Below are 16202 nucleotides of genomic sequence, written 5' to 3' on the forward strand. Positions count from 1 at the left end.
TTGCGCCGAGACTGGGCCCCGGCTTTCGCCGGGGAGCAGCAAGTGGGAAATCTAGAACCCCAACCCCAGCTGCGGCATGTCGCGCGTGACGACGCCGTCGCGCACCTCGACGCCCTCGATCCCCAGCATGAGCGCCTTTGAATGCGCGCCGCCGGGCGCCGAAAAGCCGCCGATCCGCCCATTGGCGGCGGTCACGCGGTGGCAGGGGACGATCAGCGGCACCGGATTGCCCGCCATCGCCTGGCCGACATCGCGGGCGAACTCGGGGCCCGCTTCGAGTAGTTTGGCGATCGCGCCATAGGTCGCCGTCTCGCCCCAGCCGAGCTGGCGCACAGCGGCATAGACACGCTCGAAGAACGGTTCCTGCCGCCCGAGATCGACGGGCACCTGCGCGAAATCGACGCGCTCGCCGGCGAAATAGCGCACCGCATCATCGATCACGGCCTGTACCGCTGGCGGCGGCACCACGCGCTGCGCGCTCGGCAAACGCCGAAGCAGCGCCCGCTCCGCCTCCGCCTTCGAGCCCGCCGGCAGCCGCAAGCTGTTGATGCCCTTCGCGTTCCAGCCGATCGCGACGAAGCCCGCCACGGTTTCGAACAGGGTATAGAAGCTCTCGCCCGTCATGATGCTGAAGATCGGGGTGCGACCCGACATGCGCAAGCCGTTCCCCCGCAGCTCCAACCCGTCACCCCGGCCCCGTGCCGGGGTCCACCGAGGGCAAGTCATGCACAAGAGGCGCAAGGGCGTCACGCGCGGCGCAGTGGACCCCGGCACAAGGCCGGGGTGACAATAGAAAATTCCGGTCAGCCCCCGACGGTCTGCTCGATCACCCCGAAGATCGGGTGGTGCTTGTCGTCCTCGGCCCAGATGCGCACCGTGTCGCCCGCCTTGAGGAAGGGGGTTTCGGGCTTGCCGCTACGGATCGTCTCGATCGTGCGGAGCTCGGCGATGCACGAATAGCCGACGCCGCCATCGGCCACCGGCTTGCCCGGCCCGCCATCCTCGCCGCGGTTCGAGACGGTGCCCGAGCCGATGATCGTGCCGGCACCCAGCTTGCGCGTCTTGGCGGCGTGCGCGACCAAGGTGCCGAAATCGAAGGTCATGTCGACGCCGGCATCCGCCCTGCCGAAAGCCTTGCCGTTCACATCGACCATCAGCTTGCGGTGGAGCTTGCCGTCCTGCCACCAGTCGCCGAGCGAATCGGGGGTGACGAACACCGGCGAGAAGGCACTGGCCGGCTTGGACTGGAAGAAGCCGAAGCCCTTGGCCAGTTCGCCGGGGATCAGGTTGCGCAGCGAAACGTCGTTGGTGAGGCCGACCAGCCGGATCGCGGCCAATGCCTCTTCGCGCGAGGCGCCGAGCGGCACGTCGCCGGTGACGACCACCACTTCGCCTTCGAGGTCGCAGCCCCAGCTCTCGTCGGCGAGCGGGATCGCGTCGCGCGCGCCGAGGAAACCGTCGCTGCCGCCCTGGTACATCAGCGGATCATGCCAGAAGCTGTCGGGCATCTCGGCGCTGCGGGCCTGGCGGACGAGCGCGACATGGTTCACATAGGCCGAGCCGTCGGCCCATTGATAGGCGCGCGGCAGCGGGGCGGCGGCGAAGCGTTCGTGGAAGCGCTCGCGCGGGATCACCTCATGATCGAGGTCGGTGGCGAGGTTGCGGAGGTCCGCTTCCACCTGGTCCCAATTGTCGAGCGCCGCCTGCAGCGTCGGCGCGATCATGTCGGCGCCGGCGTACCAGGCCAGATCGCTCGATACGACGACCAGCTTGCCGTCCCGGCCGTTCTTCAGGCTTGCGAGCTTCATTTGTCTCTCCTTTGCCCAACCATAGACCTCGGTCCGCAGCCAAGTCGAGGCGATCTGTCGGCCGTGTCGGGCGCATAAACGCTTGACCTTCGCGGCCGCCCGCGCCATTCGCGCCGCGGCTTCGGGCCCTGCCCCCAAGCCACTGTACCGCCCGGTCGCCGAGCCCTGTCGAAGGGCGGCCAGGGTCCGCCCCGGCAGGCGGAGACGTGTATTCATGGCAAATGTTGCGGTTATCGGCGCCCAATGGGGTGACGAAGGCAAGGGCAAGATCGTCGACTGGCTCGCCGAGCGCGCCGATGTCGTGGTCCGCTTCCAGGGCGGGCATAATGCCGGCCACACGCTCGTCGTCGGCGAGAAGGTCTACAAGCTCTCGCTGCTCCCCTCGGGCATCGTCCGCGGCACCCCCAGCGTGATCGGCAATGGCGTGGTGCTCGATCCCTGGCACCTCAAGTCCGAAGTCGAGAAGCTGCGCGGCCAGGGCGTCGAGATTACGCCGGACACGCTCAAGATCGCGGACACCTGCCCGCTGATCCTCCCCTTCCACCGCGATCTCGACGGGATGCGCGAAGACGCGAGCGGCGCCGGCAAGATCGGCACGACGCGGCGCGGCATCGGCCCGGCCTATGAGGACAAGGTCGGCCGCCGCGCGATCCGGGTGTGCGACCTGGCGCATCTCGACGATCTCGGGCCGCAGCTCGACCGCATCGCCGCGCATCACGACGCACTGCGCGCCGGCTTCGGCGAGCCACCGATCGACCGCGACGCGCTGGTCGCCGAGCTGCGTGAGATCGCCGGCTTCGTGCTGCCCTTCGCCCAGCCGGTTTGGCGCATGCTCCACGAGGCGCGCAGCCGCGGCCGCCGCATCCTGTTCGAGGGCGCGCAGGGCGTGCTGCTCGATATCGATCACGGCACCTATCCGTTCGTCACCTCGTCGAACACCGTGGCCGGCACCGCGGCGGCGGGATCGGGCCTCGGCCCCAATGCCGTCGGCTTCGTGCTCGGCATCGCCAAGGCCTATACCACCCGCGTCGGCTCCGGGCCTTTCCCGACCGAGCAGGACAATGACATTGGCGAGCGGCTCGGCACGCGCGGCCATGAATTCGGCACCGTCACCGGGCGCAAGCGCCGCTGCGGCTGGCTCGACGCGGTGCTGCTGCGCCAGTCGGCGGCGGTCTCGGGGATCACCGGCATCGCGCTGACCAAGATCGACGTGCTCGACGGGCTTGAGGAAGTCGCGATCTGCACCGGTTACAAGCTGCGCGGGGAAGAGATCGACTATTACCCTGCGAATGCTGCCGATCAGGCGCTGGTCGAGCCGGTCTATGAGACGATGCCCGGCTGGTCCGAATCGACTGCCGGCGCGCGCAGCTGGGCGCAGCTTCCGGCCCAGGCGATCAAATATATCCGCCGCGTCGAGGAGCTGATCCAGTGCCCGGTGGCCTTGGTCTCGACCAGCCCCGAGCGCGAGGACACGATTCTGGTCCGCGATCCGTTCGCGGACTGAGCACGAGAAAAAGCGCGCTGCCCATCCGGCCACGGACTTGGGCAGCGCGCTTCTTTGATCTCAGCCCTGCTTAATGGGGCTTTTTCTTGCCCTTCTTGGCGTCGGACTTGTCCGCTTCAGCGGCGGTCGGGTCCTGGTTCGGCGTTGCCACATCAGGCGCCGGGGCATTGGGGGCAGTCGCGTCCGGCTGGGGTGCCGGGGCGGGATCGGGAGCCGGCGCGGGGGCTGGCGCCGTCGTCGTTGCCGACGGGTCCGTCGGGGTTGTGGTGGTCTGGGCGAAGGCCGCCGGAGCGGCCAGCAGCGCCGCAGCGCCGATCAAAGTCTTGAGCAACATACAGGGCAATCCTCCTCGGTTTTTGCCGAGGTCCCTTCGAGCCGCTGCACATGTCTGGCTTGTTTCCAGTGATTTCGCCCAACCCTGCCCGGCGCACGGCTGGGCAGCGAGGCGAGCCAGAGAGGGGACGGGCCGAATTCGCCCGACAAGGAAAAGGCGGCCGCACCCGCAGGTACGGCCGCCTTTCTCCTCAACCTATCTGTGGTCAGCGCGGTTCGGTGCTGCTGCTCGAACCCGCACTGACGCCGGCACTGGCGCCGTTGCGGCTCGCGCCGGCCGACACGCCGGCATTGCTGCCAGTCGCGGTGCTGCGGCCCGGCGTGTTCGCGCTGCCGCTCGCGCCGGCACTGCCGCTCGCGCCGACATTCGAATTTGCGGCCGAATTGACCGCGCCCGTCGTCCGGTCGCGGGTGCGATCGGCGGTGTCCACCGCACGGTTCTTGGTGTCATAGGCCTTTTCGCGCGCCTTGTCGGCGGTGCGCTTGGTCGTGCGCGTGGCCTGATCGCCGGTATCGCGCACCGTATTGGTGGTACGATCGATCGTGTCGGTGCGCACGGTACCGTCGAGATTTCCGCTCGTCATGCCGCCGACCGTACCGACCGGCGCCCCGACGCTGCCGCCGAGACTGCCGCCCGCTTGCCCACCAAGGACCTGTGCCGAAGCCAGTGCCGGCACGAACAGCGCGCCCGCTGCCGCCATCGAAAGAAGAATACGCATCACATCCACTCCTGCATTATTTTGCAGAAATAGAACGTGTTGGCGCGCGCACTCGTTCCTTAATGCGGCGTTCAGCCGATCTGGGCGCGGTGGAGCAGCTTCTGATCGGCGAGCACGAGCGCGACCATCGCCTCGACCACCGGCACGCCGCGGATGCCGACGCACGGATCGTGGCGGCCCTTGGTCATGATCTCGGTGGCTTCCCCTTCGCGGGTGACGGTCTCGACCGGCGTCAGGATCGAGCTGGTCGGCTTGAACGCCACGCGCACCCGCACCGGCTGGCCGGTCGAGATGCCGCCCGCAATCCCCCCGGCATGGTTGGCGAGGAAGTGCGGCTTGCCGTCATTGCCCGGGCGCATCGCATCGGCATTCTCTTCGCCGGTCAGCACCGCCGCCGCAAAGCCGTCGCCGATCTCGACGCCCTTCACCGCGTTGATCGACATGCAGGCGGAGGCCAGCTCGCTGTCCAGCTTGGCGTAGAGCGGCGCCCCCCAGCCTGGTGGCACGCCCATGGCTTCGCAGGTAACCACCGCGCCGAGCGACGAGCCCGATTTGCGCGCGCCGTCGACCAGCGCCTCCCAGCGCTTCGCGGCTTCGGCGTCGGGGCAGAAGAACGGGTTGTTGCCGATCTCGGCGACATCGAAATTGGCATAGTCGATCGCGTCGCCGCCGATCGCCTCGACCCAGGCGAGGATCGTCACTTCGGGGATCACCGCGCGCGCCACCGCGCCCGCCGCGACGCGCGCCGCGGTCTCTCGCGCCGAACTGCGCCCGCCGCCGCGATAGTCGCGGAAGCCGTATTTGGCGTCATAGGCATAATCGGCATGGCCGGGGCGATAGGCCTTGGCGACGTCCGAATAATCCTTCGAGCGCTGGTCGACATTGTCGATATGGAGCGCGATCGGGGTGCCCGTAGTGCGGCCTTCGAAGGTGCCCGACAGGATGCGGACCTGGTCCGGCTCCTGGCGCTGGGTGGTGAAGCGCGACTGGCCCGGGCGGCGCTTGTCGAGGAAGGGCTGGATGTCGCCCTCGGACAGGGTCAGCCCCGGCGGGCAGCCGTCGACGACCGCGCCGAGCGCAGGGCCGTGGCTCTCGCCCCAGGTGGTGAACCGGAAAACGCGTCCGAAGGTGTTGAAGCTCACTGTTCCCCGCCCAGTTGCGCGAACGCCGGTGCGTGCGTCGCGGCGCCGCGCAAACCGCACGGCATGGCGCCACCCTGCAGCGGCAGCGCCATCAGATACTCACCGGCATAGGGTGAGGCAAATCCCTGCGCCCATTCGGCCGCGAAGCCGAAGCGCTCATAGTAACCGGGCTCGCCGAGCACGAAGCACAGTATTGCGCCGGCCGCACCCAGCTGGGCGAGGCCGGCCTGGACCAGAGCCTCGCCCACGCCCTGCTGGCGCCAGGCCTTTTCGACCGCGAGCGGCGCCAGCGCGACGGCGGCGATCGCCTTGTCGCCGATAGCGACGTCCATCCGGCTGAACGCGATCATGCCGACAAGCCCGCCGGTCTCCTCGTCATCGGCGACGAGGGTCAGCACCATGTCGCCGTCGATGCACAGCCGCTGGACGAGCTTGGCCTCATCCTCGGCCGGGAACGACCGGCGCAGCAGCGCGTCGATCGCCGCCACGTCCCCGCCATTGGCGGGGCGCACCACGATACTCATCAGACGAGCGAGATGTCGGGCGCGTCCTCGGCCTTCATGCCGATAACGTTGTAGCCGGCATCGACATGATGGATTTCGCCGGTCACGCCCGATGCGAGATCGGAGAGCAGATACACGCCCGCACCGCCGACATCCTCGATGGTGACGTTGCGCTTCAGCGGCGAGTTGAGCTCGTTCCACTTCAGGATCAGGCGGAAATCGCCGATGCCGCTGGCCGCCAGCGTCTTGATCGGTCCGGCCGAGATCGCATTGACGCGGATATTCTCGCGGCCGAGATCGACGGCGAGATACTGGACGCTGGTCTCCAGCGCAGCCTTGGCGACGCCCATCACGTTATAGTGCGGGATCACCTTCTCGGCGCCGTAATAGCTGAGCGTCAGCAGGCTGCCGCCGTTCGGCATCATCTTCTGCGCGCGCTGCGCCACCGCGACGAACGAATAGACGCTGATGTTCATCGTCATCAGGAAGTTGTCGAGGCTGGTATCGACATAGCCGCCGCGCAGCTCGTTCTTGTCCGAGAAGCCGATCGCATGGACGACGAAGTCGATCGTGTCCCAATGGCCCTTGAGCGTCTCGAACGCGGTGTCGAGCGAGGCCATGTCGCTCACGTCGCAATCGATCAATATGCTCGAGCCCAGTTGCTCGGCGAGCGGGCGGACGCGCTTCTCCAGCGCCTCGCCCTGATAGCTGAACGCCATTTCGGCGCCCTGTTCGTGCAGCTGCTTGGCGATTCCCCACGCCAGCGAGCGATCATTTGCCAGGCCCATGATCAGCCCGCGCTTGCCCTGCATCAATCCGGTCACGACGCAATATTCTCCTGCTTGCCGGGCTCCTCTAAACCCGTTTCGGGCGTTTCCGCCAGAGCCGCGTTCAACTCGGCGCCGACAACGAGCCCCAGTCCGACGAGGAAGAAGAAGATCAGCGCGATCATCACGCCCGCCAGGCTGCCATAGGTAAGGTCATAGCTGCCGAGTGTGCCGAGGATCTTGGGCAGCAGCGCCGTGACCAGCAGCCACCACACCGCGGTGAACAGCGCGCCCGGCCATTTCGGACATTTGCTCTTCCGGTAGTGGCTGGGCGTGAGCGAATAGAACAGGATGTAGAGCGCGCCGAACAGCGCAATCGCCGGCGCGATCTTGCTCAAGGAGACGATGCGCTGCGCCTCGGATGCCCAGGGAAAGATCGTGTAGAGGAACTGCTCGACGCCGGTCAGGATCACCTGGAAGCTGAATGCCGCCATGGTGATGATCACCGAGGCGATGATCATCCCGATCGCGCCGAGCCGATAGCGCCAGAAGGGCGTGCGCGACGGGGTGCCATAGGCCTGGCGCAATATGCCGCGGATCGTCTCGATGAAGCCGGCGACTGTCCACAGCCCGACGATCGCGCCGAACCACAGCAGATTGCCGGTGCGCGCCATCAGCACGTCGGACACGGGCTTGCGCAGCAGGGTCGCGACATCGGGCGGCACGGTGCGGAGAAATGCCTCCAGTGTGTGGATCCCTTCCGAGCTGCGTCCGAACAGCTGGGCGATCGCGGCGGCGACGATGAAGAAGGGGAAGAGCGTGACCAGGCTCAGATAGGCAAGGTTGCCCGCATAGGTGAAGCCGTCCTGGAAGGTGCCGACCACCACCCGCTTGACCACATGCCAGAATTTGGGACCGAGGCCGATGCGCGCGAGCAGGGCGAGAATCCGGGATCCGAGTCCCGGCTTCGCTTCGGCTGCTGCATCTTCCCCTGTGTTCACAAGGGGTCAGACGCCCATTCGGCCACGCGGGTTCCCCTTGTCGTTCCAGCCCTGGGCGAACTCGATCAGCGCATCGTCATCTACCGGCAGCTCGACCATCAACGTGACGAGCAGATCGCCGCGCCCGCCACCGGTTCCCGGCGCCTTCTTGTGGAAGCCGCGGCCCTTGAGGCGCAGCGTCTTGCCCGAAGACGATCCCTTGGGCACCTTGAGCATCACTGCGCCATCGGGCGTGGGCACGCGCACTTCGGCGCCGAGCACGGCCTCGGAGAGCGTGACCGGCAGCTCGAGGCGGATATCGTCGCCCTGGCGCTCGTAGAAACGGTGCGGCTGGATCTCGATCGTGACGATCGCGTCGCCCGCGCCGCCCGGCCCTTCCTCGCCCTTGCCGGCGAGCCGCATCTGGGTGCCGGTCTCGACGCCGGCGGGCAGCTTGAGGTCAATCGTCTTGCCGTCGCGCAACGTGATCCGCTGCGGCGCGAGCCGGGCCGCATCCTCGAAGCTCACGGCAAGGCGATAGGCGACATTGGCGCCCTTGGGTGCCTGGCGCCGGCCGAAATCGCCGAAGCCGCCCGAAAAGCCGCCGCCGCGCCGTCCGCCGCCGAACAGCCCCTCGAAGATGTCGCCAAAGCCGCCCGCCTCGCCGCCGCCCGCGAAATCGGGACGAAAGCCGCTCTGGCCCGCCCCCATGCCGCCGCCAAAGCCCGCGCCGAACGGATTGGTCGGATTGCCCTCGCCATCGATCTCGCCGCGATCGAAGCGGGCGCGCTTGTCCTTGTCGGTCAGCAGGTCATAGGCCTGAGTGACCTGGCTGAATTTCTCCGACGCCTTGGGATTGTCCTTGTTGCGGTCGGGGTGCAGCTCCTTGGCGAGCTTGCGATAGGCCTTCTTGATATCGGCCTCGCTCGCGCCCCGCGCGACATTCAGAACGGAATACGGATCAGCAGCCATTAAAACCCCTTTGGACGCGCCGTATTTCGGCGCGTCGGAGGCGTAACGCAAGGGTCAGGCCGCAGGTTCGTCCAGCGGCTCGACATCGACCGATACATGCATGTCCTGCGCACCCGATCCGAGCACGATGCCGTCGATCGGCGCGATCTCGGCATAGTCGCGCCCGATCGCCATCACGACATGATCTTCCGCCATCCAGATGCCGTTGGTCGGATCGATGCCGACCCAGCCGAGCGCGGGGCCGGCCCAGACCAGCACCCAGGCATGGGTGGCGTCCGCACCGACCAGCCGCGGCTGGCCCGGCGGCGGCAGCGTGCGGAGATAGCCCGAGACATAGGCGGCGGGCAGCCCGGCGGCGCGCAGGCCAGAGATCATGATCTGCGCGAAATCCTGGCAGACACCCCGGCGCTTGTCGAAGGCGGCGCGCGGCGGCGTATCGACCAACGTGGCGCTGGGATCGAAATCGAATTCGCGCTGGATCCGGATCGCCAGCGCATAGGCCGCTTCCAGAACCCCGCGCTCCGGCGCCAGATCGGGCGCGCACCAGGCGGCGATCGCGGGATCGAGCGGGATTTGCGGCGAGGGAAAGAGATAGGCGGCCGGCCCGGCGGGAGACATGTCGCGGCTTTCGCGAGCGAGCCGCGCGATCTCGGCCAGAGTCGGATCCGAGGCCTGCGGCACCGGGATCGGCCGGTTCACCCGGATGCGCGCGGTGCTTTCGATCGTCAGCGTGTTGGTCGCATTCTCGACCACCAGCCGCACGACATTGGCGAGTCCCGCCTCGGCGCGCGCCGGAAAGGTCCGCCCGCCCGGCTCGACCGACAGCGCATAGTCGAGCACTTCCTGCCCCGACCACAGGATCGGCTTGAGCCGCAAATTGCAGCGGGCAAAGCCCACCTGATGCGCATAGTTGAACCGCGTCACATGGCGGATGCGGTAGAGCATCAGGCGAGAACGAGCCCGGCGGCGCGCAGCGGCTCGGCGCCCTGCAGGAAATAGCGGCGCGCAATCGCATCGGAGAGCAGGCCGAGCCGCAGCTCGAGTCCGCCGAGCAGCATATCGTCGATCCGCGTCGCGTGCGCGGTCACCAGGATCGCCGCCAGCTCGCGCGCCTGCTCCTGCTGCGGCTCGGCAAGCCCGTCATCCGACAGCACCGGCAGCTTGTTGAGATGCCCCGAGATCGCCGCGACCTGATAGGCGATGCCGCGCGGATTGCCCGGATCGAGCGTGATCAGGTCGAGCACCGGCACCCGGGCGATCCCGGTCAGATAGCGCTGGCGATAGCTGATCTGGCTGTCGGCAAGGTCGAGCAAGGTGCCGAGATCGTCGCTGGTCGCGTCGATCCTGCCAAAGGCGCGCAGGAAGCGCAGCGTCTGCACCGCGCGCTCGATCCGCCGGCCCATATCGTGGAAGCGCCAGGCGTCGGTGCGGCCCATATGCTCGGCGGCAAGCCCGGCCAGCGCCGAATAGCGCCGCTGCAGCGACCCGGCCTTTTCGAGCAGCCCGCCGCGCGCCGGGAAAGGCGCGTCGAGCAGCCGGACCATGTCCGCCGCCAGCCGGTCGCGCGAGACTTCGCCGATCCGCCGCGCCTGGCCGTTGATCGCGGCGACGCTCGACCAGCCGTCCATATCCTCAAGCGCGGTCCGCGCGAGCTGGGTGAGGTCGGCGCGCTTCAGGCCGCTGGGCGCCGCCGCCGCATTGCTCGCGACGAGGATATCGGAAAGCCGGCGCACCGTATCGGCGGCGAGCGCCGCGCCGGTATCCGCGCTGATCGAATTGCCGAGCAGCGCGCGGATCACCCCCAGCTGCGCTTCGCCGCGCTCGAGATAGCGGCCGAGCCAGAAGAGATTGTCGGCGACGCGGCTCGGCAGCGTGCCGGGATTGCGCCGCAGCTGGGTCGAATCGCCCGAGGGCAGCAGCGACACCGGCTCGACCGGCTCGGGACCATGGACGCAGACGTCCGCCGACCACATGCCCTCGCCCATCACAGCGGCACGCGCATCGGCATGTTCGCCGATCCGGGCGAAGCCGCCGGGCAGCACTTCCCAATTCCCGTCCGCGCCCCGCGCCGCGAACACGCGCAGCGTGAAGGGCCGCGCGGCAAGCCTGTCCTCGGCAACCACCGGCATGGTCGAGAGGTGGACGACTTCCTGCCCGACATAATCCTGCGGCCGCCTTGTCAGGTCGGCGAGCAGTGCCGCGCGCGCCTCGCCGGTCAGCGATGCGCCCAGCACCGGCGCACCCCCGGGCAGGCCGAGCGGCGCCACACCAAAGGCCGGCGCGATCAGCAGGCTGTCCAGATTCGCCTCGACGTGGATGCGCGCGCCGTCCTGCCCGCACCACCAGGTCGCGATGTTCGGGAGCTTGAGCCCCTCGCCGGTCAGCAGCTCGGCCAGTCGCGGCAGGAAGGCCGAAAAGGCCGGCGCCTCGATCAGCCCGGCGCCGGGCGCATTGGCGATCACGACATTGCCGGCGACCATCGCGTCGACGAGGCCCGGCACCCCGATCGTCGAATGGCTGTCGAGCGCCAGCGGATCGAGCAGCCGCGGATCGAGCCGGCGCCACAGCGCATCGACGCGCTTCAGCCCCGCGATCGTGCGGACATAGAGAAGGTCATCGAGCACCGCGAGATCGGCACCCTCGACCAGCAGCCAGCCAAGATAGCGCGCGAGATGCGCCTGTTCGGCATAGCTCGGGTTGAGCCGGCCGGGGGTGAGCAAGGCGATGCGCGGCTCGGCTCGGCGGCAGCGCGCCGCCAGCCCCTCGCGGAAGGCGGCGAAGAAGGGGGCGTGGCGCGCGATGTTGAGCCGGCCCTGCAGCCCGTCGAGCGTCTGCCCCATCGCCAGCCGGTTTTCGAGCGCATAGCCGGCGCCGGCGGGCGCGCGCAGCTGATCGGAGAGCACGCGCCAGCTGCCGTCCGGCCCGCGGCACAGATCGAAGGCAACCGCCTGGAGGTGATAGCCGCCCGGCGGCACGAGATTGGTCAGCGGGCGCAGGAAGAAGGGGCTGCCGGTGACCACCGCGGCGGGCACATGCCCGTCGGCGACCAGCTTCCCCTCACCATAGATGTCGGCAAGCACCGCCTCCATCACTTCGGCGCGCTGGGCGACGCCGGCTGCGATCCCGTGCCATTCGGCCTCGGCGATCAGCAACGGGATCGGCGACAATGGCCAGGGGCGCTCCTCGCCTTCGCCGGCAATGCGGAAGCCGGTGCCGATATCCTCGGCCTGGCGATGCGCGCGCTCGCGTGCGGTTTCGAGATTGTCGCCGGCCAGCGCCGCCAGCTCCTCGAACACCGCGGTCCAGGCGGCGTCCCCCTTGGTCCGGGCGCAGAGCACATCGTCCGCGCTGCCCGAAGCGCAATAGTCCGCGATCCACCGGTCGGCGATCGTTCCCGCGTCGAACAGAGATGCGGCGCTGCTCGCCAAGCGTCGTCCCCAAAAACCCGGGGCGACTAGTGGGCCAATCCCTGCTGCATGGCAACATAGGATGCATACGCAGCCCCGGCCCGATGTCGCGCACCGGCGCCGGGCATCGGCCAAGCCGGTAGAAACACTTCAGCCACATCCGGCATAATTTCTACCCGTTACTGCCGGCTATTTGCTCGATACTGGTTACACTTCGCTTCACCATGCTTGAAAGCTTCACGGAGTCGTAGATACTCTCCGCTGGATTCGTCGTTTGGGGGAACGCGGATGCCGGGGGGCACGCAGTCGGCCAGCGCTGAAAGGAACCGCGGGCTCGCCGCCGACCTTGCCGCGACTCCGCTCGGCCGCGCCTTCTGGCTGATCTGGGCGCTCACTGTCCTCTGGATCGCCTGTTTCGATCCATTCGGCCTCGATTCGCGCGTCGAGACGACCACCGAGACGATGGCGCAGCGCCTGCTCGCCAATCGCTATCCCGATGCAGCCGCGCGCCATATCGCGTTGATCGAAGTAACGGCCGCGGACATCGACCAGCCCAATCTGGACCTGCGCTTCCCGCTCTCGCCCGAGGTCATGGAGCAAATGGTCCGGGCGCTGACCGCAGCGGGCGTCCGCGCGATATTCATCGACAGCGAGTTCCGTAATCCCGCCGCATCGGCTGGCGACATCTTCGCGGATCCCGGCGCCGGCCAGCCGCGCAAGGGACCGGACGTGCTGGCTGCGGCAATCATGGATGCGCGGGCGGCGGGCGTGGCGGTGCTTACCGGACCGATCGGCCCGCGCGACGACCTGGACAGGCTGCGGCGCGCCGCGAGCCGGACCGAGGTGAGCTGGAGCGTCGACCATCTCGCCGATTACGCGCTGCGCAACGAGGCCGGCGACACCGCCGCCGCCGCGCTCTACCGGGTCGTTTGTTCTGGACGCGATCCCCTTCCCGAATGCTCGCCCTCGCTGCTGCACCGCATCGATCGCGGCGCCGCCGCGCCGATGGCGCTGCGCTTCGGCGGCAGCTATCCCGCTGAGCAATGGCGTTTCTCGGGCACCGAGGAACAGGCGGCGTGCAGGAATCGCCCGGCACTGCTGCCGGCACTACGTCGCGAGCTCTGGGGCTCGGAGCCTGCCACGCCCTGCACCCACCATCTCGTCATCCCCGCCGCCTGGCTGCTGCTCGCGCAGAACAAGTTCGGCGAGCTCGCCGCGATGCTGAAGGGCCGCGTGGTGATGATCGGCGCGGGCCCCGGCATGGGCGACGACCATGTCATTCCCGGTGTCGGCCGGATTCCCGGCGTCGCGGTACATGCGATGGCGCTCGACAATCTGCTGAGCTGGGGCACCAGCTATCCGCGCTGGCCGGCCGACTTCGTGCTCAAGATCGGCCCCGACGAGCTCCTCAAACTACTCGCATTGCTCGCACTTCCCTGGCTGCTCTCATACGCCGCCGCCCGGCTCTGCGCGGGCCAGCGCGATTCCCGCGCGATCGCGTGGCGCACGGCGGCGGTGGCGCTCGCCGGGTCGGCGGTGCTGGTCCTCGCCGCGCTGGCCTGCGCCGCCGCCTTCGCCTGGCCGCTATCGGTGGCGCTCACCATCGCCGGCATGTCGACCCTGGTCGCCAATCTGCTCTCGGGGCCGCATTTCCACCGCGCGCTGCGGCCGTTCGCCGATCGCCGCGGTGCCGCCGTGCTGCTCGCGCTCTTCAGCGTGGCGGCGATGGCACTGCTCGCGCCGGCGCTGCTGCCCGCGCTGGCACTCCTCGCAACGCTCGCCGCGCTGGTGGCGCTCTCGGTTCATCTCACTCGCAGGCTTGGCGCCGCACGTGCAGCGCCCGCCGTCGATCAAGCGGAGAATGCGAAATGATGCCCTTCCTGCTCTGGGCCAGCCTCACGGCCACCGACCCCACCTGCGGGAGCACCGTGGTCAGCGGCACCGGGCCGATCGTCTCGCTCTATGACAGCGCGAACACCAAGGTTGCCGACCTCAAGGTCAAGGACAACAGCCTGGCCGAACCGCTGCCGATCCTGAAGTGCACCGCGACGATGGTGCTGGTGCTCTACAAGGGCCAGCGGCTACGCGCGGATCGCTATCAGGTGGTCATCCGCGAGACCACGGTGATCACCTGCAGTGGCAGCGGCGGCAAGACGGAGGAGCGGTCGAGCGCCCGCACGATGAACGGGATCGACACCGTGGCCTGCGCGCCGGCGCCGAAGCCGGCCGCCGCGGCGACATCGGCCAAGCCGGCCGGGAAGAAGCGGAAGTGATCCGCGCCGCGATCGGTGCGCTGGCCGCGCTTTCGCTGCTGCTCGCGCCGCTGCCCGGCCTGGCCGGCGCCGGCCCGCGCCAGGACGCCGCTGCCGAAAAAGCGCGCAAGAAGAAGGAGCAGCAGGAGGAGAAGGACCGCAAGAAGCGCACCAAGAACATGAGCTTCGAGCAACAGCTCGATGCGAACGAGATCGTGTTCACCTCCGAGCCGCTCAAACCCTTCACGCTCGACCAGCTCGAGGGGTTCGACACGATCCGCGACAACCTCATGGAGACCGCGGCGCACGACATCTTCCTGAAGCTGATCGAAAAGGCGCCGGTCAAGCCGTCCAGCCTGCTGTTCTTCGTGATCGATGGCGACGACATCAACTGCTCGACGCTGCCCACCGGCGCGGCAGTCGTGTGCACCCGCGGCGTGTTCGACCAGCTGGTCGCCGCCGGCGATCGCGGGCGCGACCAGCTCGCCTTCCTGCTCGCGCACGAACTGGCGCACGTCACCATCGCCGATCACCGCAAGCGCTTCGGCAAGAGCGACAAGCTCAAGAAGGATGTGATCACGGCCGGCGTCGGCGCCTCGCTGATCGGGCTCGCGGTGTTCAGCGACTGGAAGAAGCAGGGCAATAGCTGGCAGATGCAGGCCAACAACAAGTCGCGGAACATCTTCTTCGCCGCGCTCGGCACGGGGCTCAACCTGAGCGAGTTCGCCAACGGGCTGGTCGCTCCCTCCTGGGCCAAGGAGGACGAAGAGGAAGCCGATGCCTTTGCGATGATCCTGATGCAGCGTGCCGGCTTCGACATCCATCAGGGCCCGCAGTTTCTGTCCAGCATCGATCGCATCCTGCGCAAGAACAAGATGCGCACCACCGCCGCGGGCGCGATCCTGAAGGGTGCCGGCACGAACGGACTCTTCCAGGGGCTGATAAGCGGCGGCGACAAGACCAGCATTCTGATCGGTGCGCTCGGCGGCGCCTTTTCGGGCTGGGCGCAGGAAGGCACCAAGGCACATTATCACCGCCAGCCGAACAAGCGCGCCGAGACCATCGCAGATTTCGTCAAGGACAAGGACGCGGCCACCCGCCTCGCATCGGGCAAGGACGAGGCCGCCGAACTATTCGCCGAAACGCCGCCCGAGCCGGCCCCCGTCGCGGTCGCGGAGGCGGAATTGCCCGCCAAGGGCAAGGGCAAGGGCAGCAAGCGCGGACGTCCACGCCCGCCCAAGGCTGTCGCTCCCATCGCCGAGATCCCGCTCAACAGCTGGCAGCGCTTCCTCGCCGAGCCCGGGCCGATCGCCCAGACCATCCTCGCCAACCATGTCCGCGACCTGCTCGGCCACACCACGGTGCAGGACGAGGACGGCCCACAGGGCGACGCCGCCGCGCAGGAAGCCGCCTCGCTCTGCCGCGCCAAGGTGATGATCCCCAAGCTCGCGCTCGCCTGCGGCATGGCCTTTGCGCGGGTGGGGTATGACAAGGAAGCCGATATGCTGCTCGCCCAGGGCCTGAGCGATCCCGCCGCGGACTGCGACACCTATCGCAACGTCGCTTTCGCCCAAGCCGGAATGGGCCAGATCGACGCCGCCTTGCGCACCACCTCGAACGGGCTGGCGCGCTGGCCAGAGGGCGAACTCTATCCCACCGAGATGACGATCCGCGCGGGAGACGGCGACATGGCCGGCGCCCAACAGACTGCCCAGACCTGCCAGGTCAAGGCGATCCAGGAGTATAAGAAGGCCTGCGCCAACGGCCTGGCCGCCATGCAGGCGCAGGCCGCGCCGACCTGAGCCGGCGCGCCAG

15 protein-coding genes are annotated in these 16202 nt (G+C 68.3%); 4 read left to right on the forward strand and 11 right to left on the reverse strand.

All coding sequences use genetic code 11. The annotated features are described in order from the left end of the window. Positions 1-51 precede the first annotated feature (51 nt). Both HZY97_RS11525 and HZY97_RS11530 read right to left on the reverse strand, forming a co-directional pair. The gene (locus HZY97_RS11525; RefSeq protein ID WP_218943021.1) at positions 52-654 is read right to left on the reverse strand and encodes a methylated-DNA--[protein]-cysteine S-methyltransferase; all 603 of its coding nucleotides are present in this window, start codon (positions 652-654) and stop codon (positions 52-54) included. A 149-nt stretch (positions 655-803) separates the two neighbouring features. Continuing rightward, positions 804-1808, reverse strand: coding sequence for a fumarylacetoacetate hydrolase family protein (locus tag HZY97_RS11530; protein WP_180143691.1), 1005 nt, complete (start codon positions 1806-1808; stop codon positions 804-806). 214 nt (positions 1809-2022) lie between these two features. Here HZY97_RS11530 and HZY97_RS11535 point away from each other — a divergent pair, with 214 nt between their 5' ends. Beyond that, positions 2023-3312: an adenylosuccinate synthase gene (locus tag HZY97_RS11535; RefSeq protein ID WP_180143693.1), complete on the forward strand. Its 1290-nt coding sequence runs from the start codon at positions 2023-2025 to the stop codon at positions 3310-3312. 70 nt (positions 3313-3382) lie between these two features. Here the strand turns inward: HZY97_RS11535 and HZY97_RS11540 are convergent, their stop codons facing one another. The 9 genes from HZY97_RS11540 to HZY97_RS11580 form a co-directional block, all read right to left on the reverse strand. Next, on the reverse strand, positions 3383-3646 hold the full coding sequence (locus HZY97_RS11540) for a hypothetical protein (protein ID WP_180143695.1): 264 nt from the start codon (positions 3644-3646) through the stop codon (positions 3383-3385). Between the two features lie 205 nt (positions 3647-3851). Then, on the reverse strand, positions 3852-4364 hold the full coding sequence (locus tag HZY97_RS11545; protein WP_180143697.1) for a hypothetical protein: 513 nt from the start codon (positions 4362-4364) through the stop codon (positions 3852-3854). Positions 4365-4435: 71 nt separating this feature from the next. Beyond that, the gene (gene aroC, locus HZY97_RS11550; RefSeq protein ID WP_180143699.1) at positions 4436-5506 is read right to left on the reverse strand and encodes a chorismate synthase; all 1071 of its coding nucleotides are present in this window, start codon (positions 5504-5506) and stop codon (positions 4436-4438) included. Next, on the reverse strand, positions 5503-6030 hold the full coding sequence (locus HZY97_RS11555; protein ID WP_180143700.1) for a GNAT family N-acetyltransferase: 528 nt from the start codon (positions 6028-6030) through the stop codon (positions 5503-5505). Before HZY97_RS11555 ends, aroC begins: the two co-directional genes overlap by 4 nt. Next, complete coding sequence (gene fabI, locus HZY97_RS11560; RefSeq protein WP_180143702.1) at positions 6030-6833, reverse strand: enoyl-ACP reductase FabI; 804 nt, start codon at positions 6831-6833, stop codon at positions 6030-6032. The genes HZY97_RS11555 and fabI overlap by 1 nt, the downstream gene beginning before the upstream one ends. Beyond that, positions 6830-7777, reverse strand: a complete 948-nt coding sequence (locus HZY97_RS11565) for a YihY/virulence factor BrkB family protein (RefSeq protein WP_180143704.1) — start codon at positions 7775-7777, stop codon at positions 6830-6832. Before HZY97_RS11565 ends, fabI begins: the two co-directional genes overlap by 4 nt. Before the next feature lie 6 nt (positions 7778-7783). After that, positions 7784-8728, reverse strand: coding sequence for a DnaJ C-terminal domain-containing protein (locus HZY97_RS11570; RefSeq protein WP_180143707.1), 945 nt, complete (start codon positions 8726-8728; stop codon positions 7784-7786). A 54-nt stretch (positions 8729-8782) separates the two neighbouring features. Then, positions 8783-9673: a transglutaminase family protein gene (locus tag HZY97_RS11575; RefSeq protein WP_180143709.1), complete on the reverse strand. Its 891-nt coding sequence runs from the start codon at positions 9671-9673 to the stop codon at positions 8783-8785. After that, complete coding sequence (locus tag HZY97_RS11580; protein WP_180143712.1) at positions 9673-12156, reverse strand: circularly permuted type 2 ATP-grasp protein; 2484 nt, start codon at positions 12154-12156, stop codon at positions 9673-9675. Before HZY97_RS11580 ends, HZY97_RS11575 begins: the two co-directional genes overlap by 1 nt. A gap of 267 nt (positions 12157-12423) precedes the next feature. Here HZY97_RS11580 and HZY97_RS11585 point away from each other — a divergent pair, with 267 nt between their 5' ends. Genes HZY97_RS11585 through HZY97_RS11595 form a run of 3 tightly spaced genes read left to right on the forward strand, consistent with a single transcriptional unit; the run spans position 12424 to position 16189 of the window. Next, positions 12424-14007: a CHASE2 domain-containing protein gene (locus HZY97_RS11585; protein WP_180143713.1), complete on the forward strand. Its 1584-nt coding sequence runs from the start codon at positions 12424-12426 to the stop codon at positions 14005-14007. Continuing rightward, on the forward strand, positions 14004-14408 hold the full coding sequence (locus HZY97_RS11590) for a hypothetical protein (protein ID WP_180143715.1): 405 nt from the start codon (positions 14004-14006) through the stop codon (positions 14406-14408). The genes HZY97_RS11585 and HZY97_RS11590 overlap by 4 nt, the downstream gene beginning before the upstream one ends. Next, the gene (locus tag HZY97_RS11595) at positions 14405-16189 is read left to right on the forward strand and encodes a M48 family metalloprotease (protein WP_180143717.1); all 1785 of its coding nucleotides are present in this window, start codon (positions 14405-14407) and stop codon (positions 16187-16189) included. Before HZY97_RS11590 ends, HZY97_RS11595 begins: the two co-directional genes overlap by 4 nt. Positions 16190-16202: the final 13 nt, after the last annotated feature.

Source organism: Sphingomonas sp. R-74633, from assembly GCF_013416555.1.
Lineage (GTDB): Bacteria > Pseudomonadota > Alphaproteobacteria > Sphingomonadales > Sphingomonadaceae > Sphingomonas.

What these genes read in the sequence shown, in the direction of transcription:
- HZY97_RS11525 (WP_218943021.1), bottom strand. Translation starts at nt 654, where the DNA reads ATGTCGGGTCGCACCCCGATCTTCAGCATCATGACGGGCGAGAGCTTC.
- HZY97_RS11530 (WP_180143691.1), bottom strand. Translation starts at nt 1,808, where the DNA reads ATGAAGCTCGCAAGCCTGAAGAACGGCCGGGACGGCAAGCTGGTCGTC.
- HZY97_RS11535 (WP_180143693.1), top strand. Translation starts at nt 2,023, where the DNA reads ATGGCAAATGTTGCGGTTATCGGCGCCCAATGGGGTGACGAAGGCAAG.
- HZY97_RS11540 (WP_180143695.1), bottom strand. Translation starts at nt 3,646, where the DNA reads ATGTTGCTCAAGACTTTGATCGGCGCTGCGGCGCTGCTGGCCGCTCCG.
- HZY97_RS11545 (WP_180143697.1), bottom strand. Translation starts at nt 4,364, where the DNA reads ATGCGTATTCTTCTTTCGATGGCGGCAGCGGGCGCGCTGTTCGTGCCG.
- HZY97_RS11555 (WP_180143700.1), bottom strand. Translation starts at nt 6,030, where the DNA reads ATGAGTATCGTGGTGCGCCCCGCCAATGGCGGGGACGTGGCGGCGATC.
- HZY97_RS11570 (WP_180143707.1), bottom strand. Translation starts at nt 8,728, where the DNA reads ATGGCTGCTGATCCGTATTCCGTTCTGAATGTCGCGCGGGGCGCGAGC.
- HZY97_RS11575 (WP_180143709.1), bottom strand. Translation starts at nt 9,673, where the DNA reads ATGCTCTACCGCATCCGCCATGTGACGCGGTTCAACTATGCGCATCAG.
- HZY97_RS11585 (WP_180143713.1), top strand. Translation starts at nt 12,424, where the DNA reads ATGCCGGGGGGCACGCAGTCGGCCAGCGCTGAAAGGAACCGCGGGCTC.
- HZY97_RS11590 (WP_180143715.1), top strand. Translation starts at nt 14,004, where the DNA reads ATGATGCCCTTCCTGCTCTGGGCCAGCCTCACGGCCACCGACCCCACC.